15 protein-coding genes are annotated in these 17,929 nt (G+C 71.9%); 11 read left to right on the top strand and 4 right to left on the bottom strand.

The window, feature by feature from the left end:
* Positions 1-12: 12 nt before the first annotated feature.
* Positions 13-2,451, bottom strand: coding sequence for a helix-turn-helix transcriptional regulator (locus tag AB0M59_RS38120; protein ID WP_364625156.1), 2,439 nt, complete (start codon positions 2,449-2,451; stop codon positions 13-15).
* Positions 2,448-3,578: a molecular chaperone DnaK gene (locus AB0M59_RS38115; protein ID WP_364625153.1), complete on the bottom strand. Its 1,131-nt coding sequence runs from the start codon at positions 3,576-3,578 to the stop codon at positions 2,448-2,450. Before AB0M59_RS38115 ends, AB0M59_RS38120 begins: the two co-directional genes overlap by 4 nt.
* Positions 3,579-3,882: 304 nt before the next feature.
* On the opposite strand from AB0M59_RS38115, the gene AB0M59_RS38110 reads away from it, so the two are divergent.
* The 5 genes from AB0M59_RS38110 (at position 3,883) to AB0M59_RS38090 (ending at position 10,122) form a co-directional block, all read left to right on the top strand.
* Positions 3,883-4,881: an IniB N-terminal domain-containing protein gene (locus tag AB0M59_RS38110; protein ID WP_364625151.1), complete on the top strand. Its 999-nt coding sequence runs from the start codon at positions 3,883-3,885 to the stop codon at positions 4,879-4,881.
* A 101-nt stretch (positions 4,882-4,982) separates the two neighbouring features.
* Complete coding sequence (locus AB0M59_RS38105; protein WP_364625149.1) at positions 4,983-6,767, top strand: dynamin family protein; 1,785 nt, start codon at positions 4,983-4,985, stop codon at positions 6,765-6,767.
* Positions 6,764-7,966 carry a GTPase gene (locus AB0M59_RS38100; protein ID WP_364625146.1) on the top strand — a complete coding sequence of 401 codons (1,203 nt, stop codon included), beginning with the start codon at positions 6,764-6,766 and terminating at the stop codon, positions 7,964-7,966. The genes AB0M59_RS38105 and AB0M59_RS38100 overlap by 4 nt, the downstream gene beginning before the upstream one ends.
* An 81-nt stretch (positions 7,967-8,047) precedes the next feature.
* A complete protein-coding gene (locus AB0M59_RS38095) occupies positions 8,048-9,580 on the top strand; it encodes a long-chain fatty acid--CoA ligase (RefSeq protein ID WP_364625142.1) in 1,533 nt (510 codons plus the stop codon).
* The gene (locus AB0M59_RS38090) at positions 9,580-10,122 is read left to right on the top strand and encodes a TetR/AcrR family transcriptional regulator (RefSeq protein ID WP_364625141.1); all 543 of its coding nucleotides are present in this window, start codon (positions 9,580-9,582) and stop codon (positions 10,120-10,122) included. Before AB0M59_RS38095 ends, AB0M59_RS38090 begins: the two co-directional genes overlap by 1 nt.
* Before the next feature lie 43 nt (positions 10,123-10,165).
* On the opposite strand, the gene AB0M59_RS38085 is transcribed toward AB0M59_RS38090, so the two are convergent.
* Positions 10,166-10,558 carry a TIGR03618 family F420-dependent PPOX class oxidoreductase gene (locus tag AB0M59_RS38085; protein WP_364625139.1) on the bottom strand — a complete coding sequence of 131 codons (393 nt, stop codon included), beginning with the start codon at positions 10,556-10,558 and terminating at the stop codon, positions 10,166-10,168.
* Between the two features lie 156 nt (positions 10,559-10,714).
* Between AB0M59_RS38085 and AB0M59_RS38080 the strand changes: the two genes are divergently transcribed.
* Both AB0M59_RS38080 and AB0M59_RS38075 read left to right on the top strand, forming a co-directional pair.
* Positions 10,715-11,920, top strand: coding sequence for a glycosyl hydrolase family 8 (locus AB0M59_RS38080; RefSeq protein WP_364625137.1), 1,206 nt, complete (start codon positions 10,715-10,717; stop codon positions 11,918-11,920).
* 66 nt (positions 11,921-11,986) lie between these two features.
* Positions 11,987-12,592, top strand: coding sequence for an NADAR family protein (locus AB0M59_RS38075; RefSeq protein ID WP_364625135.1), 606 nt, complete (start codon positions 11,987-11,989; stop codon positions 12,590-12,592).
* Here the strand turns inward: AB0M59_RS38075 and AB0M59_RS38070 are convergent.
* Positions 12,553-13,539, bottom strand: coding sequence for a Gfo/Idh/MocA family oxidoreductase (locus AB0M59_RS38070; protein WP_364625133.1), 987 nt, complete (start codon positions 13,537-13,539; stop codon positions 12,553-12,555). The genes AB0M59_RS38075 and AB0M59_RS38070 overlap by 40 nt on opposite strands.
* Before the next feature lie 96 nt (positions 13,540-13,635).
* Between AB0M59_RS38070 and AB0M59_RS38065 the strand changes: the two genes are divergently transcribed.
* From AB0M59_RS38065 to AB0M59_RS38050, 4 genes are read left to right on the top strand one after another with little or no spacing between them, the layout of a single operon-like run.
* Positions 13,636-14,586 carry an ABC transporter substrate-binding protein gene (locus tag AB0M59_RS38065; protein WP_364625131.1) on the top strand — a complete coding sequence of 317 codons (951 nt, stop codon included), beginning with the start codon at positions 13,636-13,638 and terminating at the stop codon, positions 14,584-14,586.
* On the top strand, positions 14,573-15,451 hold the full coding sequence (locus AB0M59_RS38060; protein WP_364625129.1) for an amino acid ABC transporter permease: 879 nt from the start codon (positions 14,573-14,575) through the stop codon (positions 15,449-15,451). Before AB0M59_RS38065 ends, AB0M59_RS38060 begins: the two co-directional genes overlap by 14 nt.
* Positions 15,444-16,211: an amino acid ABC transporter ATP-binding protein gene (locus AB0M59_RS38055; protein WP_364625127.1), complete on the top strand. Its 768-nt coding sequence runs from the start codon at positions 15,444-15,446 to the stop codon at positions 16,209-16,211. The genes AB0M59_RS38060 and AB0M59_RS38055 overlap by 8 nt, the downstream gene beginning before the upstream one ends.
* On the top strand, positions 16,208-17,926 hold the full coding sequence (locus AB0M59_RS38050; RefSeq protein WP_364625125.1) for an aminotransferase class V-fold PLP-dependent enzyme: 1,719 nt from the start codon (positions 16,208-16,210) through the stop codon (positions 17,924-17,926). Before AB0M59_RS38055 ends, AB0M59_RS38050 begins: the two co-directional genes overlap by 4 nt.
* Positions 17,927-17,929 lie beyond the last annotated feature (3 nt).

Below are 17,929 nucleotides of genomic sequence, written 5' to 3'. Positions count from 1 at the left end.
CCGCGGGCGGGGTCAGGGGGCGTCCGGGCGGGAAAGCAGCTCTCGCAAGGTCGCGAGCAGCTCCCGCCGATCGGCCGCCCCCAGCTTGCCCCGGATCCGGGCCATGTGGTGCTCCACCGTCTTCCCGGAAATGAACAGCTTCGAGCCCGCCTGCTTGTACGTCAGACCCTCCACCACGAGCCGGGCCACCTCGAGCTCTCGCTCGCTCAGCGCCGCCAAGCCCGTTCCGGCCGACGCGGGCTCCGAGGTTCCCGGCTCTCGGCGGGCCGCCGTTCCCTGGAACTGGCGGGCCGCCTCGAGCAGCTGGACCATCGCCTTGCGGTCGGACGTGCGGATCGCCGCCTGGCCGGCCAAGCGGGCCGCGTCCCAGCGCAGGCCCAGGTCGTGCATCTCGGCCGCCGCCGCCGCGATCGTGTCCGGGGCGAACGTGCCGCTCAGGACCGACAGCCAGCACTGGGCCGCCGTGGCCAGCGCGCTCGGGTAACGGCCGCAGTGGGCGTGCGTCGCCAACGTCGCCAGGTGGGCCTTCGCCGCGTCCGCGTCCTCCAGGGTGATCGCCGCGTGCAGCTCGTGCCACACCAGCGAGACCGTCCATAATGGAGGCTCGCCGAGGCGTGCCAGCAGGGTGTGGGCTCGTTCCAGCTGACCCGAAATCTTCGCGTACGCGCCGGTGCGGGCCGCCGCGATCGCCAGCTCGCCCAGCGGCAGCAGGGTGAACAGGTCCGTCTGCTGGCGCATCGACGCCTGGTACGCGCGGTGCCACGACCGCTGCAACCCCACCAGATCGCTGGCCCGGCGCGCCAAGCCGAGCTCCAGCGTCGCGAAGAACAGCTCGTCGCGGGCCTCCAGCGTGCGGCCGGCGACGGCGTCGCGGTGTCCGGCCGCCGTCGCGAGGTCGCCCGCCGTCATCGCGACCCAGCCCAGCAGCAGGCGGTGGCGCACCGACAACAGGTCGCCGCCGATCCCGCCGTCGAGGGCTCGGGTCAGCACCGGCTCCGCCAGCGCCAGCTCACCCGTGTGGAGCGCGGCGAGGGCGGCCAGCGCCGCCGGGCTGTCGGGCAGCAACGTGCCGCCCAGTGCCGGCTCCAGCATCGCCGCCGCGCCGAGCAAGGTCGACAACGTCTCCGTTGCGCAGCCGGACACCGAATCGGCGACGCCGCGGGCCATCCGGGTGGCCGCGCCGGCGAACAACGTCGGGGCTACGCCGGGCGCCGGGGATTCGAGGAGCCGCCGGGCGCCGTCGAGATCGCCGGTGCCGACCAGCGCGATCGCCGCGAACGCATCGGCCCCCGCCCAGGCGCCGGCGTCCCCTGGGTGCCCGGCTCCGCCGGATGTCACCGTCTCGATGCTGCGCGACGCCCAGTGATACAGCTCCGCGCTGCGAGCCAGCTCCCCGCGGTGCGCGAGCACGGTGGCCGCGATCGCCGCCCCGGCCGCGCGGGTTTCGGGGTCGGCCGCGCCGAGCATCCCGTCGCCGAGGCGCAGCGCTGTGTCCAGGTCGCCGGACAACGCGGTCGCGCGCGCCCACCCGACCGTGACGGCGGGGGAGCGGTCGCCCGCCTCGGCCGCTGCCTCGAACAGCCGGGTCGCCAGCCGCGCGTCGGCCGGCAGGGCTTCCGCGGCCGCCGCGGCGAACGCGGCCGCCGCGGATGCGCCGGAGCTGCCCGTGCCGAGCAGTGAGCGCGCCAGGTCGAGCACCGGGAGGCCGTTCGCCAGCTGCAGCTCGACGAGGCGCTGCACCGTCGTCAGCCGGCGCGCGGGCGGGCCGAAGTCGCGGACCGCGGCCGCGGCCAGCGGCAGCAGCGCGTCGTCCGGACCGAGCAGCCCGGTCGCGCGGGCTGCGTCGACGATCGCGGGCAGCTGGTCGGGTCCGCGGTCCAGCAGTGCGCACAGCAGGTCGAGGTTGCGTCCGGCCCCGGCTTCGGCCGCGATCAGGTAGCGCAGGACGTCGTCGTCGAGCTCGTCCAGCTCCGGCCGGAACTCCTCCAGCCGTCCGCGCAGCTCCCGCTCGGCCAGCCGCGGCACCCCGCCGCTGCGCGCGTGCAGGTCGGCCGCCGCGGCGGGGTCGGCGGCCGAACCCGTCACCGCCGAGATCAGCCGCGCGACGTCCTCGACGCCCAGGGGGCCGAGCTGCAGCAGCGTCCAGCTCGACGCCACCGCGGCCGGCCGGTGCGCGACGACGATCGGCCCGTCCGCGCCGGTGAGCAGCTCCTCGAGCTGGTCGGGACCCAGCTTGTCGGCGTCGTCGACGAGCAGGGCCTCGACGCGGGCCGCGCGGTAGCAGCGGTCGAGCGCGGCGAGCAGCACGCTCTTGCCGTACCCGCCGGGTGCGACGACGGCCAGTCGCAGCGGCGCGGCCGGATCGGCCGTGACCTGGTCGAGCAGCTGTCGCGCCGCCGGGTGCACCGGGACGGCGCGAAGCGGGGAAGCCTGCGAAAGCAGAGTGTTCAACAGTGACCTTCACCGGAGGGGGCGCCGGGGCGGGCGCAGTGGCTCGGGGCGGGCGAGGAGTCGGGGCCGGCGGTGGCTTCGCGGGCGGTGACGGTGATGACGACGGCCGAGATGGCCGCGGCGAACACGAGGACCGCGGCGGCGAGGGGACGCCGCCGCCGGAACAGGTTCATCGGGCTGCTCTTTTCGGGCAGCTCGAACGGCGTGATCTCGACCGGCGGCCGGGGCGGCCGCTCACCGAGGTCACCGAGCGTGTCCACCTGGGGGAGCAGGGTGGTCTCGACGGCAGGGGGTTCGTACGGGGTACCCCGGTGGTCCGCGCGCAGCGCCGCGAGGGCGGCCGCGCCGAGTGCGGCGGCCGCCGGCGGAACCGGTCCCGCGAACACCGGGCACGGCGGGCGGGCCGGCAGCGCGTGCGGCGGGACGTCGCCGCAGAACACCACGCCGGCGAGCCCTTTGGGGGACGTCGATGCCGCGCCGGCGAGGGCGAAGAGCGTGCTGAGCGCCGCGGCCGGGGCCACGCCTTCGGCGCTCGCGGTCGGTTGCCAGCCGCTCGCGCCGGTCGCCGTGGCCAGCGTGACGTTCACGCCGTCGGCGCCGAACTCGCAGACGCCGGCGAACTGCGCGCCGGGACCGGGGAGCGGCAGGTGCGCGCCGAGTGCGGCGATCGAGCCGGGGACCAGCGCGACCGAGGGGAACCCGGCGTCGGCCAGGGCTCGGCGCAGCACGTCACGGCGGTAGCCGCCCCAGTCGCCGGGGTGGGTCAGCACCAGGTGGAGGGGGGCGCCGCCGAACTGGTTCGCGGCGTGCTCGGCGATGCTTTCGACGAGCACGGTCGTCAGCGTCTCGGGCGGGAACGGCTCGCCTTCGACGAGCATCGGCACGTCGTCGCCGATCCGCCGGTGGAAGCCGGTGAGCAGCCGGGACGGGACCCGGGCGCCCGCCTGCGCGGCCGCGTCCCCGGTGAGCAGGTACCCCTCGTCGTCCAGGAAGAGCGCGGACGCGGCGGCGGGAGTCCGTTCACCCAGCCAGAGCGGTTCGGGTTCGCCCCAGCCGGGGGCTTGCCTGCGGCAGGTCGCGGCGTGGGTCCGCCCTTGTGCCACATCGATCCCGAGGACGTAGGGCAACGGCGCTTCCTCCTCACCTCGCAGGGCCGATCGGGGGTGCGGAATCCCCCTAGGGCTCGGGGCATCCTCACCCAAACGGGTTAGTCAAGCAAGTGGTTGGAAGGATTAAATCCAACTGAGTGCGTCTCGGATGACCCCCTAACTCCCTAACGATGACATATCGATCCCCTATCGGCTGACTGGCCTGCGACTCGGAGTGATCCCCGATGTGCGTGGGGGGACCGGCTCCCTAACTTGATGTCGGAGAGCAGCGGTCCTTGCGGCCGATGCCGTCCCCCGAACCACCGGACCAGGAGAAAACCCCATGGACTCCGTGCAGACGTTGCACGATTTCGCGCTGAACCTGCTCAACGACCCGACCGCCCTCGCGGCCTTCGGGACGGACCCGCAGGGCGCCCTCGCTGCCGCCGGTCTCGGCGACGTCAGCGCCGCCGACGTGCACGAGGTCATCCCGCTGGTGCTCGACTTCGTCCCGGTCGACAGCCTCCCGGCCGTCGGCGCCCTCCCCGTCGTCGGCGACCTGTCCTCGGTCGGCACCGACGCCCCCGGCATCCAGGGTGCGATCGACCAGCTCACCGCGCTCACCGCGGGCCTCGGCCTGCCGGCCGTCCCGGAGCTGCCGGGCGTCGGCGACCTCGGCGCCGGCTCGCTGCCGGGCGTGGGCGACCTCGGCCTCCCCGCCGTCCCGGGCGTGAGCGACATCACCAACGCGGGCAACATCACCGCGCTGGCGGGCAACGTCACCAGCGTCATCGTCGGTGGCGACCTGGCGAGCGGCCTCGACTCCGCCGCGCTGACCAACCTGACGGCGGCCCCGGCCTACCTGACGGACGCCAACTCGATCGCGCCGCTGGCCACGCTGGCCGAGCAGCCGGTCGTCGGTGCCGTCGGCACCGCGCACACCATCGGCACCGAGGTGCTGAGCACCGCGTCCGGCCCGGTCAACGAGGTCGCGTCGCACACCGGTGACCTGACGGGCGCCGTGGCGGGCCTCACCGACACCGCCACCCACGTCGGTGACTTCACCGGCATCCTCCAGGGCGCCGGCAACCTCGACGTCTCGCACGTCACCCACGAGGTCTCGCACGCGACCCACGGTCTCGGCGACGTCACCAGCGTCGTGACGAACGCCACCGGCATCAACGTCGACCACAACGTCGTGAGCCACGTCGGCGACATCGCCAGCGGCAACGCTTCGGCCGTCCACGACGTGGTCTCCGACGTGTCGGACGTCAGCCACAACGCGCTGGGCAACCTGCACATCGGTGACATCGCGTCGAACGACATCCACCTCGGGCACTGATCCCCGAACCGGTCACCGGTGCCCGTCCCGCGGTCTGGGTGCAGCCGCGGGACGGGCACCCGGTGTGCGCACGGGGAGTAAACCGGGGACACTCGTCCGCTGTGACCGCACCGGCTTGGCTCGAAGTGCTCAACGAGACGTTGGACGCGTGCCGCACCCACGGCCGCGCCGATCTCGCCGAGCGCCTCCGCAGACGTCGTGACGCCCCCGAGGGGCAGATCCGGCTCGGCGTGCTCGGATTCCCCAAACAGGGCAAGGGATACCTGCTCAACGCGGTGCTGAACGCGCCCGTGTGCGCGGTCGGCGACGCCCCGACCCCCGAGGTGCCGACCGAGATCGGCTACGCCTCGGAACCCGCCGCCACCCTGGTCAGCCGCTCCCGCGAACGGACTCCCGTCGCGGTCGAACGGCTCACCGGTGAGCTCGGCGCCCGGCCCGCCGGCACGCTCAGCCGCGTCGAGGTCGGCATGCCGCGCGAGCTCCTTTCCGCCGGGCTCGTCCTGGTGGACACCCCGCCGGTCGGCGACCCGCGGTCGCCGCGCACCGCCGCCGCGCTCGACCTGCTCGCCGAAGCGGACGCCGTGATCCTCGTCTCCGACGCCACCGCGCCGCTCAGCGCCGCCGAGCTCGCGCTCGCCCGGCACGTCCGCACCTGGTGCCCGCACGTCGTGCTGGCGCTCACCAAGATCGACGCCTCCCCGGGGTGGCGCGCGGTCGCCGAACGCAACCGCGGAATGCTCGCCGAGGCGGGGATCGACGCGCCCGTGCTGCCGGTTTCGGCCGTTGTGCGCCAAGCCGCCGCGAAGGCCGGTGACGCGGATCTCAATGCCCGCTCCGGTTTCCCCGAACTGCTCACGTGGATCGCCGAGCAGGCCGCGCGGCCGCCGGAGCAGTCCCGCGCGCTGCTCGCCGCCGTCGGCGTGCGCGCCGCCGCCGCGGAACTCGTCGAGTCGCTGCGCGATCGCATCGATACAGCCGCCCAGGACGCCGGGCTCGGCCAGGCCGCGCTGCTGCAGCGCGCGCAACGGCGGGCCGACGACCTGCGGCGGCAGAACACCCGGTGGCAGAACCTGCTTTCCGACGAGGTCACCGACCTGATGGGCGACGTCGAATACGACCTGCGCGAGCGGACGCGCAAGATCGTCAACACCATCGACCAGACCTTCGACGAGGGCGATCCGGCGAAGGTGTGGGACGAGTTCGCGCCCTGGCTGGACGAGACCCTGGCCGACGCCGTCGAGACGAACTACGCGTGGCTGGCCGAGCGGGCGCAGTGGACCGCGCAGGCGGTCGCGGCGTGCTTCGGCGCCCAGTACGACCGCGCGCTGCCCGAGCTGCCGCTCGACGGTTCGGGTATCGAAAACCTCGACGACGTCCGGCGCCCGAAGATCGAGAAGTTCAAGATCGGCCAGCAGGCCTTCACCGGGCTGCGCGGCTCGTACGGTGGCGTGCTGATGTTCGGCCTGGTCACCAGCCTGCCGTGGCTGGGCCTGCCGCTGATCAACCCGGTGTCGATCAGCGCGGGCGCGGCGTTCGCGGTGAAGACGATCCGCGACGAGGGCGGGATGCGCCTGCAGCGGCGCCAGGCCGTCGCCAAGCAGGCCGCGCAACGGCACGTCGACGACGTCTTCCTGCGCTACAGCAAGGAGTTCCGCGACGGGATCCGCGTCGTGCAGCGGCGGCTGCGCGACCACTTCACCGGGCTGGCCGAGGACCTCGCGGACGAGCTGACGCGCGAGCGCGAGACGATCATGGCCGGCACGGCCGAGCGCGAGCGCAAGACCGGGCACATCCGCCGGGAGATCGACCGCCTGGCCGGGCTGCACCAGCGCGCGGGCGAGCTCGGCACGATCGCCGGGCGGAAGCCGCGGGAGCTTTCGGCGTGACGCGGGACGTCCGCGACCTGCTGCACGCCGCGGCCGGGCTCTACCGCGACGACCCGCGGGCTTCGGCGGTCCTGCACGACTGCCTGAACCGGCTCGAGCAACCGCTGCGCGTCGGGTTCACCGGGGCGCCGTCGTCGGGGAAGACGACGCTCGCCGCCGCGCTGGGCGAATGGCCGACGCGCGCGCTGCGCGACCTCGTGCTGCTGGACGACCCCGGCCCGGCCGACGACCTCCCGGACGCGACGGTCCGGCTGGTGCGTCACCTCGAACCGGACGAGCTCGCGGCGGCGCACCCGCCGGGCGGCTCGGCGTTCGCGCGGCAGAGCGCGGTCAACTCGGTGCTGGTGCTCGCGCGCGCCGACGAGGTCGGCGCGGGCCGGATCGACGCGTTGCTGACCGCGAAGCAGCTGGCGCGCCGGGCCTGGCGCGAAGACCCGCTGTGCACGGGGTTCCTGGGCGTGATCGCCGTCGCGGGACAGCTGGCCTACGGCGGGCGGTCCCTGCGCGACGACGAGTTCGACCTCCTGGCGGCCTTCGCGGCGGTGCCGCGCGAAGAGCTGGAACGGCACGTGCTTTCGGTGGACTCGTTCACCGACCCGGCCTTCCCCGGGCCGATCCCGGTCGAGACGCGGCGGTCGCTGGTCGTGCGGTTCGGGATGTTCGGCGTCCGCCTGGCGCTGACGCTGATCCGCACCGGCTGCGACGACCGCGTCAAGCTGTCGGCGGAGCTGGTCCGCCGCAGCGGTCTCGGCGAGCTGCGGGACACCCTCGCCGGGTGTTTCGTGGCGCGGGCCGAGGCGCTGAAGGCCCGCACGGCCGTCATCCGGCTGGAAGCCCTGCTCGCCGCCCAGCCGCGCCCGGGCGGCGACCGGCTGGTGTCCCGGGTGGAGCGCTTCGCGGCGGCCGCGCACGACTTCCGTGAGCTGCGCCTGATCGCCGACATCCGCGGCGGCCGCACGGCGTTGTCCGGAGAACCGGCGGAGGAGGCGGTCCGGCTGCTCGGCGCCCAGGGCACAGCCCCGGCGGACCGCCTGAACCTGGAGCCGGACGCGGACCCGGGCGACATCTACGACGCGGGGCTGGACGCGCTGCGGCGGTGGCGGCACGAGGCCGAACGCCCGGACCGGCCCCACGCGGAGCGGACCGCGGCGCACGTAGTGGTGCGCTCGACCGAGGGCCTCCTGGCGCTGTTCGCCTGACCCGGCACTATTGACGGACGGGCGACCGCGACGCACCATAGACCGGTCTATGGTCCAGCGCCGGCCCAAGGGAGCACCCTGATGTCCGAAGACGTCCGCCCTCGCATCCGGCTGTTCGGCGAACTCTTGACGCATTGGGCGCGGGAACGCCCCGGCGACACCGCGCTGATCTTCGGCGACCGGCAGTGGACTTGGGCGGAGTTCGACGAGCGCGTCCGGCGGCTGTCCGGTGCCCTTGCGGCAGCCGGTGTCGGCCGCGGCGACCGCGTCGCGTTCGTCGACAAGAACCACCCCGCCTGCCTGGAGACGACGTTCGCGGCGGCCGGGATCGGGGCGGCCAACGCCGTGGTGAACTGGCGGCTTTCCGGCGACGAACTGGCCTACGTCCTCAACGATTCGGGCGCGAAGGTCGTTTTCGTCGGCGCTGAACTGTTCTCCGTGCTCGAAGCGATCCGCGACCGGCTGCCGGCCCTCGAGCGCGTGGTGGTCGTCGACGAGTACGAGTCCTTTCTCGCCGGTGCCGAGCCGCACACCGAGTCCGGGCTCGACGAGGACGACGGCGTCCTGATCATGTACACCAGCGGCACCACCGGTTTCCCGAAGGGCGCGGTGCTCACCCACCGCAGCGTCATCGCGCACGGCCTCGCCGCGGGCACCGCCTTCCCGATCGGCCCGGGTGACGTCAACCTCGTCGCGATGCCGCTGTTCCACGTCGGCGGCAGCTGCTACGCCGTTTCCGGGTTCCTGTACGGCGAACCGTCCTACCTGACGCGCGAGCCGGACGCGGCGTCGTTGTTCGCGGCGCTGCAGGCCGGGATCACGCACGCGTTCCTGGTGCCCGCCGTGGTCGCCGGGATCGCGCAGGCCGGCGAAGCCGCGCTCAAGGCGTTCTCCCGGCTGAAGTACCTCTGCTACGGCGCTTCGCCGATGCCGCTCCCGTTGCTGCGCACGGTGCTCGCGGCCTGGCCGGACGTCCGGTTCGCGCAGGTCTACGGCATGACCGAGCTGTCCGGCGCGGTCACCGCGCTCGACCCGGAGGCGCACCGGGACACTTCGCGCCCCGAGCGGCTGGCGTCGGCGGGCACCGCACTGTCCGGTGTGGACATCCGGATCGTCGACCCGGTGACCCTCGAAGACAGTGCCACCGGCGAGGTCTGGATCCGCACCGAGCAGCGGATGTCCGGCTACCTCGGCAAGCCCGAGGCGACCGCGGAGACCATCGTGGACGGCTGGGTGCGCACCGGCGACGTCGGCCGCCTCGACGACGGCGGGTTCCTGTTCCTCGAGGACCGCGTCAAGGACATGATCATCACCGGCGGCGAGAACGTCTACTCGCCGGAGGTCGAGCGCGTCGTCGCGGAGTTCCCCGGCGTGGCCGAGGTGGCGGTGATCGGCGTGCCGGACGACCGCTGGGGCGAGCAGGTCAAGGCCGTCGTCGCGGGCGACCAGCTCGACGCCGACAAGCTCATGGAGTTCTGCCGCGAGCGGCTGGCCCACTACAAGTGCCCGCGCAGCGTCGACGTCGTGGAAGCGTTGCCGCGCAACGCGACCGGCAAGATCCTCAAGCGCTCGCTGCGCGAACCGTACTGGCGGGACCGGGACCGGAACGTCTGATGCCTTCGGTGACGCGGCAGGCGTACTTCGCGGCCGCGCTGGACGTGCTGGCGGAACACGGGTTCACCGAGCTGAACGTCGGCCGGCTGTGCCGCGACCTCGGCGTGACGAGCGGGTCGTTCTACCACCACTTCGGCGGCTGGCCGGGCTTCGTGGACCAGCTCCTGGACCACTGGGAGAACCGTCAGGTGCTCATCCTGCGCGAACGGAACTTCGGCAGCGGCGGCCCGTCGGCGGATTTCGCCGCGCTGATGGACCTGACGCTGGGGCTGCCGCACGAGGCCGAGGCCGCCATCCGCGCGTGGGCGGCGAACGACGAAACCGTGCGGGCGGCGCAGAAACGCGTCGACTCCGCACGGCTGCGGACGGTCGGCAGTGCGGTCAAGGGCCTAGTCGGCGACCGCGACCTCGCGCGGACGCTGACGTCCCTGGGCATGGCGATGCTGGTGGGACACCAGCAGCTGGCGTCGGCGGGGGAGCACAGCGAGCTGGCGACCCTGCTGGCCGAGTACACGCGGCTGGTGCACGCCCGGGCCTCGTGAGTGAGAAACAGTGTTCTAACACTGTTTCTCACTCACGACCTCTTCAGGCGTTGCCGAGGATCCGGCTCACCGCGATCTCCAGGACCACCCGCTGCGGGTTCGGCTTGGGCTGCCGGTAGCGGACGGCGTAGCGGTTTTCCGCGTCGCGCACCGACTCAGGGTCGTCGCGCAGCACCGCGCGTCCCTCCAAAGTGGACCACTTCGGGCCTTCCAGCTGGCAGACCGCGACCGGGACGCCCTCGGTGCCCGCGGCCCGGATCAGCCGGGCCTTGACCGACGTGTCGAACGTGATCACGCGGGCGAGCCCGGCGTCGAAGTCCACGGTCACGCCGACCGCGACGACGTGGGGGGTGCCGTCCGGCCGGACCGTCGTCAGGGTGGCCAGCCGGCGTTCGGTCCAGAAGGCGCGAAAGTCCGCGCCGCGGTCGATCATCATGCGGTCCACGCTAGTCCGTCCGGGTGTGCGGGTGGTGGGTGAGACCACTCACGGTCATTGTAAGGAAAGTTTCCTAACGGTCTTGACCTGGTCTTGAACCTTCTGTCACGCTCTGATCGCCGTCGCCGCAGCCAACGATGTCTGTCCGGAGGACTGATGAAGAGAACCATCCGCGCGGTGGTGGCCACGGCCGCGCTGGCCGCCGGGCTGCTGAGCGTGCCCGCGACCGCGTCCGCGGCCGGTACCCCGTACGTACCCGGGACCCTGCGGCCGTCCGTCTCGCAGGCCACGCAGGACCAGGCGCTGCAGAAGTACTACGACTTCTGGAAGAAGAACTTCCTCACCACCAAGTGCGGCAGCGGCACGTACGCCGTGCTGTCCAAGGACGCCGACCACTCCTTCGTCGCCGAAGGGGAGGGGTACGGCCTGACGATCTCGGCCATGATGGCCGACAAGGACACGCAGGCCCGCTCGATCGTCGACGGGATCCTGAAGTTCGTGAAGGCCCACCCGTCGGTCAACAACAAGGACCTGCACGCGGCCGAGCAGGACTCGAACTGCAAGAGCGTCAACGGCAGCGACTCCGCCACCGACGGCGACCTCGAAATCGCGTACGGCCTGCTGATCGCGGACAAGAAGTGGGGCAGCACGGGCTCGGTGAACTACAAGGCCGAGGCCGTCCGGATCATCAACGCGATCAAGAAGAGCGAAGTCAACAACAGCACGAAGTTCACGCTGCTGGGCGACTGGGGCAACGACGCGGAGTACAAGAACAGCTCGCGTTCGTCGGACTGGATGCCGGGGCACCTGCGCGCGTTCGCGAAGGCGACCGGCGACAGCTTCTGGGACTCGGTGCGGACGCGTTCGGAGACCGCGGTGAGCCAGTTGCAATCGCAGTACGCGCCGAACACGGGGCTGCTGCCGGACTTCGTGGTCACCACGAACTCGACGCCGAAGCCGGCGCCGGCGGACTTCCTCGAGGGCCCGTACGACGGCAAGTACAGCTGGAACGCCTGCCGCGACCCGTGGCGCCTCGGCGCGGACGCGATCTCGGCGTCCGGCAGCGCGGCGACCGCGCAGGTCCGCAAGATGAACACGTGGATCAAGTCCGCGACGGGCAGCGACCCGGCGAAGATCCAGAGCGGCTACTCGCTGTCGGGTTCGAAGACGGAGAGCGGCCAGCACCCGTGCTTCACCGCGCCGTTCGCGGTGGCGGCGATGACGGACCCGGGCAGCCAGGCGTGGCTGGACAAGCTGTGGACGTCGATCTCGTCGTGGTCCCCGGACGCGACGGACTACTACGGGACCGGGATCACGGTGCAGGTGCTGCTGATCCTGTCCGGCAACTACGTGGCCGCTTAGGTCTCGGGTCGTCCCGCGCCCGGAATTCGGGTGCGGGACGACTGCCTGGGGGGTGAGACTGGCGGCATGACCGGTCACCCGCGCAGTGTCGAGGAGCTGACCCGCGCCCTCGACGCGGGGAAGCGGTTCAAGTACGTCTGCTTCTGGGGCCACCGCCCGCCCCGCGGCGGCGGAGTCGGCGCCGGGTGCTTCAGCCAGTGGTGGCCGGCGCCGTTCGTGGTCGGCGACGTGCGCTTCGCCACCGCCGAGCACTACATGATGTGGCGCAAGGCCCGTCTCTTCGGCGACGAAGAGGTGGCCGCGCAGGTGCTGACCGCGGTGCACCCGAAGCAGGCCAAGGACTTCGGCCGCCGGGTCCGCGGGTTCGACGAGGAAACCTGGGTGGCGCACCGGTACGCCATCGTGACCGAGGGGAGTGCGGCGAAGTTCGCCCAGCACCCCTCGCTGCGGCGGTACCTGGTGGGGACCGGCGCGCGGGTGCTGGTCGAGGCGAGCCCGGTCGATCGGGTGTGGGGGATCGGCATGTCGGCGGACGACCCGCGGGCCGAGAAGCCTCGAGCCTGGCGGGGACTCAACCTGCTCGGCTTCGCCCTCGCCGAGGTCCGGGCTCAGCTCGGCTCAGGCGACGGCCTTCAGCCGGGTTCGCGAAGGGGGAGGCCGGCCGCGCGGTAGATCTCGTCGATCACGGTCATCGTCTCGACCGCGTCGGCCGCCGAGGTCTTCACCGGTTCGCCTCGCAGGACCGCCGCCGCGAACGCGTCCAGTTGGTACGCATACGAAGCCCGGCGAGGAAACTTCTCCGTCCGGCGGGAACCGGAAGTCCGCACGGAGAACCGGTGGTACGCCTGCGGCATCAGCGGGTTGAAGACGCTGAGCGAGCCCTTCGACCCGATCACCTTCGCACTGATCTTCAGTACCGACGACGACCACATCGAACACTCGATCCGGCCGGTGTGGCCCGACGGGTACCGCAGTTCCGCCGTCATCGCCCGATCGACACCGGGAGAACGCAGCTTCGCAGCCGCCGAGACGACCGACGGCGTCTCGCCGCCTCCGAAGGTCCGGGCCATGTGGACCGCGTAGCAACCCGCGTCCATCGTCGCGCCGCCCGCCAGGGCGTAGTCGTAGCGGATGTCCGAGAACTTCGGCAGCGGGAAGCACAACGCTGTCTCGACGCGCTCCAGCGTGCCCAGCTCGCCGGACGCGACAATCTCCTCCACTCGCAGCGCCAGCGGGTGGTAGCGGTAGTGGAACGCCTCCATCACGACGCGGCCGGACTCGGCGGCCAAGCCGGCGATCTCCCGCGCCTCCGCCGCGTTGGCCGTGAACGGTTTCTCGCACAGCACGTGCTTGCCCGCTTCCAGTGCCGCCCGCGTCCACCGGCCGTGGAGGCCGTTCGGGAGTGGGTTGTACACGGCGTCGATGTCCGGATCCGCCAAAAGCGCTTCATACGACCCATGTGCGGAAGGGATGCCGTGCCGGGTCGCAAACGTTTGCGCGCGATCGAGGGAGCGTGCGGCGACCGCCGTCACGGAGACGGAAGAGTTCGAAGAAGCGGGCTTGACCAGGGCAGCGGGGGCGATGCGAGCCGCCCCGAGGATGCCGATCCGCAGGCTCATCCGCGCAAGCTAGCACCGAACCAGATTTCAACAGGCAGTTGACCTCTTCAACAACGAGTTGTACCGTTCCGGCCAGCCGAACAGTGGAGGTCCGTTATGTCCCGTTGTCGTGCCGCACAGGCAGTGCTGCTCGCGAGCTTGGCCGTCCTGGTGACGGCCTGCGGTGGTGGTCCGGACGGCGCGGGCGGGACGTCGCAGGCCCCCGGCGCGCCCGCGTCCGGCATCCCGGACACCGCGGCGATCGTCCAGGGCGTGCAGAAGGACGCCCAGCTCAACGCGGCTTTGCCGGCGAACGTCAAGCAGGCGGGCGTGCTGCACCTGGCGTCGAACCTGCAGTCCGCGCCCAACAACTTCTACGCCGCCGACGGCAAGACCCCGATCGGCTACGAGGTCGACCTCGCCAAGGCCATCGCCGCCAAGCTCGGCGTCACCGTGACCCACCAGGACATGGCGTTCGGCTCGCTGATCACCAGCCTCCAGTCCGGCCGCATCGACCTGACCATGGCCGGCATGAACGACACCAAGGCCCGCCAGGCGCAGATCGACTTCGTCGACTACTTCACCTCGGGCATCACGATCATGATCCGCAAGGGCAACCCGGACGGCATCACCGGACCGGACACGCTCTGCGGCAAGAGCGTCGCCGTCGTGCAGGGCACCAGCCACCAGAAGTTCGCCGAAGCGCAGAGCACGAAGTGCACGCAGGCCGGCAAGCCCGCGCTGAACGTCACCGCGACCGACAGCGACAACCAGAACCAGAACCAGCTGCGCACCGGCCGCGTCGCCGCGATCCTCAACGACCTGCCCAGCGCCGTCTACATCTCGCGAACCGCCGGGGACGGCAAGTTCTTCGAGGTCGTCCCGGGCGAGCCGATCGAGGGCGGGCCGTACGGCATCGGCGTCAACAAGCAGAACAAGCCGCTCACGGAATCCGTGCAGAAGGCGCTGCAGGCGCTGATCACCGACGGCACCTACGGCAAGATCCTGCAGGCCTGGGGCGTCGAGCAGGGCGCGATCAAGGAGGCCGCGGTCAATGGCGGAAGCTGAACCGCTCCCGATCGTCCGGTTGAGGCACTGGGGTCGCTGGGTCGCCGCCGCGATCATCCTGGCCCTGCTCGTGCTGCTGGGCATCGCCCTCGGCAACGCGCAGATCGAGTGGAGCCAGGTCCCGGACTTCGTCTTCTTCAAAGTGATGGCGACCGGCCTGCTCAACACCGTCGTGCTGGCCGTGCTGTCGCAGGCCGTCGCGATCGTGCTGGGCATCGTCATCGCCCTGCTGCGCCGCAGCGCCAACCCGGTCGCCCGGTGGTTCGCCGCCGGTTACATCTGGATCTTCCGCGGCCTGCCGGTGCTGCTGCAGATCCTCCTTTGGTACAACCTGGCGCTCGTCTTCCCGGTGATCGACATCCCGTTCCTGGTCCACGAGCAGACGAACGTGCTGATCAGCGCGTTCACCGCCGCGTTCCTCGGCCTGGCGCTCAACGAAAGCGCGTACATGGCCGAGATCGTCCGCGCCGGGCTGAACAGCGTCGACAGCGGGCAGACCGAGGCGGCCAAGTCGATCGGCATGACGCCGGCCGCGACGCTGCGCCGGGTCGTGCTGCCGCAGGCCATGCGCGTGATCATCCCGCCGACCGGCAACGACTTCATCAACATGCTCAAGGGCACGTCGATGGCGTCGGTGATCGGCGTGACCGAGCTGATCCACGCGGCCAACAACATTTCGTCGAACAACCTGCTGGTCATGGAGACGCTGCTGGCCGCGGCCGTCTGGTACATGGTCGTGGTGACCGTCGCCGGGGTCGGCCAGCACTACCTGGAACGCTCGTTCGGGCAAGCCGACCGCGGGCCGCTGTCCCGCGCCGGCAAGGCGTTGCGCGGCGTGCCGCTGGTGAGGAGTGCCCGTGTCTGAGCCGTTGTTGCGCGCGGTCGGCGTCCGGAAGTCCTACGGCCACTCCGAAGTCCTCGGCGGCATCGACCTCGAAGTCCACAAGGGACAGGTCGTCTGCCTGCTCGGGCCGTCCGGGGCCGGGAAGAGCACGTTCCTGCGCTGCATCAACCACCTGGAGACCGTCGACGCCGGCCAGATCTGGGTCGACGGCGAGGCGATCGGCTTCCGCCAACGCGGCGGGAAGCTGTACGAGCTGCGCGAACGCGACGTCGCCCGTCAGCGCCGGGACATCGGCATGGTGTTCCAGCGGTTCAACCTGTTCGCGCACCGGACGGCGCTGGAGAACGTCGTCGAAGGCCCGATCCGGGTACTCGGCCTCAAAGCCGACGAGGCGCGCAAGCAGGGCCTGGAACTGCTCGACCGCGTCGGCCTCGCGCACCGCGGTGACGCCTACCCGGCGCAGCTGTCCGGCGGGCAGCAGCAGCGCGTCGCGATCGCGCGGTCGCTGGCGATGAAACCGAAGTTGATGCTGTTCGACGAGCCGACGTCGGCGCTGGACCCGGAGCTGGTCGGGGAGGTGCTCGAAGTGATGAGTACGTTGGCGGGGGAGGGGATGACGATGGTCGTCGTGACGCACGAGATGAGCTTCGCCGCGGAGGCCGCCGACGAGGTGGTGTTCCTGGCCGACGGCGTCGTCGTGGAAACCGGGCCGCCGTCCGAGGTGCTGAGCGCGCCGAAGCACGAGCGGACCCGGCAGTTCCTGGCGAGGATCCTCGCGTGACGCGGATTTCGCCCCGGTACCTGCTCCAGTTCGACGAGCCCGCCGGCTACCTCGACTTCGCCCGGTTCGGGCCGCCGTCGCACGCGGTGCTCGACACGACGGCCGCGCTGCTCGACCAGGCCACGACGGCCGGTCCGTCCACTGTGGACGAATTGATGCGGCAGGAGATCCGGGCCAAGGCGGCCGCCGCGCGGCTGTCCGGCTCGGACACCGACCACACGGTCCTGCTGCCCAACACCAGCCTCGGGTTGTTCCAGGCCGCCTTCCACAGCAGCGGTGACGTCCTGGTGTCGGCCGCGGAGTTCCCCGCCAACACCTACCCGTGGGCGCGCGCCGAACAGGCCGGACGGCTGCGCGTGCGTCGCCTGACCGGCGGTTACGTGACGCCTGAGAGGGTCGCCGAGGCGTTGACGCCGGAGATCACGACGGTCAGCGTCAGCGCCGTCGACTTCCGCACCGGCTTCCGCGCCGACCTCGCGGGCCTGCGCGACGTCGTCGGCGACCGGCTGCTGGTCGTCGACGGCATCCAGGGCTTCGGCGTGGTCGAGGAGCCGTGGGAGGTCGCCGACGTCCTGGTCGTCGGCGGGCAGAAGTGGCTGCGCGCGGGCTGGGGAACCGGCTTCGCGGTGCTGTCGGACCGGGCCTTGGAACGGATGGACCCCGTGCTGTCGGGCTGGACCGGCGCGCGTGACCCCGGCCTGTTCGACGACGAGATCCACCCGCCGGACGCCACCGCCCAGGCCTGGTCGATCTCCAACCTCAGCCCGATCACGTCCGGCGCGTTCGCCGAGGCCCTGGAGCTGGTCGAGGACGCCGGCGTCGGTGCCATCGCGGCGCGGATCGCCGACCGGATCGGGTCCTTCGAGGAGGTGCTCGCGTCGTGCGGCGCCGAGGTCGTGTCGGCGACCGAGCGGCGTGCGGGGATCCTGGCGTTCACCCTGCCCGGCCACCCCGCCGAGCAGGTCGGCGCGGCGCTGGCCACCGCGGGGATCGCGGCGACCGTGCGTCCGGAGCACGTCCGGCTTTCGCCGCACGCGTCGACGCCGGCGGCCGCCGCGGATTTGCTCCGCGAAGCGTTGGAGACGCTGACCAAGCCCCGTGAACCGCTGCTCGTCCCGGCCGCGGGCGCGACGACGCACGAGGTGCTGACCGCGCTGGTGCCGGCGATCCCGGGCCTCGCGGCGATGCTCGGGCCGGGCAACGAGGTCCTGCTGCACGACCTGACCCGGCTGCCGGACTCGATCGTCGCCATCGCGGGCGACCTGACCGGCCGCAACGTCGGCGGCCCGATGACCGACCTGCTGCTCGGCCTGGTCCGCCGCGGCACGACCCAGGACCTGACGAACTACCGCACGCACGGCCCGGACGGCCGCGCGATCCGGTCGTCCACGCTGTTCCTGCGCGACGCCGACGGGGTCGCGGTCGGCTGCCTGTGCGTCAACAGCGTCGACGCGTCGGCTTCGGCGGGCGGCAACGGCGAGCCGGAGACTTTCCCACCGGACGTCGACAGCCTGCAACGGTTCCTCGTCGACCGCGCGGTGACCAAGGCCGGGATCCCGGTGGACCTCATGAAGAAGCGGCACAAGGCGGCGGTGGTCCGGGAGCTCGACGAAGCCGGTTATTTCCTCATCAAGGACGCGGTCGACCACCTGGCCGGCCGCCTCGACGTCACGCGCTACACGATCTACAACTACCTCAACGAGATCCGTGCCTGATCG

The organism is Amycolatopsis sp. NPDC051371 (assembly GCF_040682155.1).
Classification (GTDB): Bacteria; Actinomycetota; Actinomycetes; order Mycobacteriales; family Pseudonocardiaceae; genus Amycolatopsis.
This window is presented reverse-complemented; position numbering and strand designations above follow the sequence as displayed.

Excerpts from the sequence above, each read along its gene's own strand:
- AB0M59_RS38110 (WP_364625151.1), top strand. The coding sequence starts at position 3,883 with ATGGACTCCGTGCAGACGTTGCACGATTTCGCGCTGAACCTGCTCAAC.
- AB0M59_RS38095 (WP_364625142.1), top strand. The coding sequence starts at position 8,048 with ATGTCCGAAGACGTCCGCCCTCGCATCCGGCTGTTCGGCGAACTCTTG.
- AB0M59_RS38090 (WP_364625141.1), top strand. The coding sequence starts at position 9,580 with ATGCCTTCGGTGACGCGGCAGGCGTACTTCGCGGCCGCGCTGGACGTG.
- AB0M59_RS38085 (WP_364625139.1), bottom strand. The coding sequence starts at position 10,558 with ATGATGATCGACCGCGGCGCGGACTTTCGCGCCTTCTGGACCGAACGC.
- AB0M59_RS38080 (WP_364625137.1), top strand. The coding sequence starts at position 10,715 with ATGAAGAGAACCATCCGCGCGGTGGTGGCCACGGCCGCGCTGGCCGCC.
- AB0M59_RS38075 (WP_364625135.1), top strand. The coding sequence starts at position 11,987 with ATGACCGGTCACCCGCGCAGTGTCGAGGAGCTGACCCGCGCCCTCGAC.
- AB0M59_RS38070 (WP_364625133.1), bottom strand. The coding sequence starts at position 13,539 with ATGAGCCTGCGGATCGGCATCCTCGGGGCGGCTCGCATCGCCCCCGCT.
- AB0M59_RS38065 (WP_364625131.1), top strand. The coding sequence starts at position 13,636 with ATGTCCCGTTGTCGTGCCGCACAGGCAGTGCTGCTCGCGAGCTTGGCC.
- AB0M59_RS38060 (WP_364625129.1), top strand. The coding sequence starts at position 14,573 with ATGGCGGAAGCTGAACCGCTCCCGATCGTCCGGTTGAGGCACTGGGGT.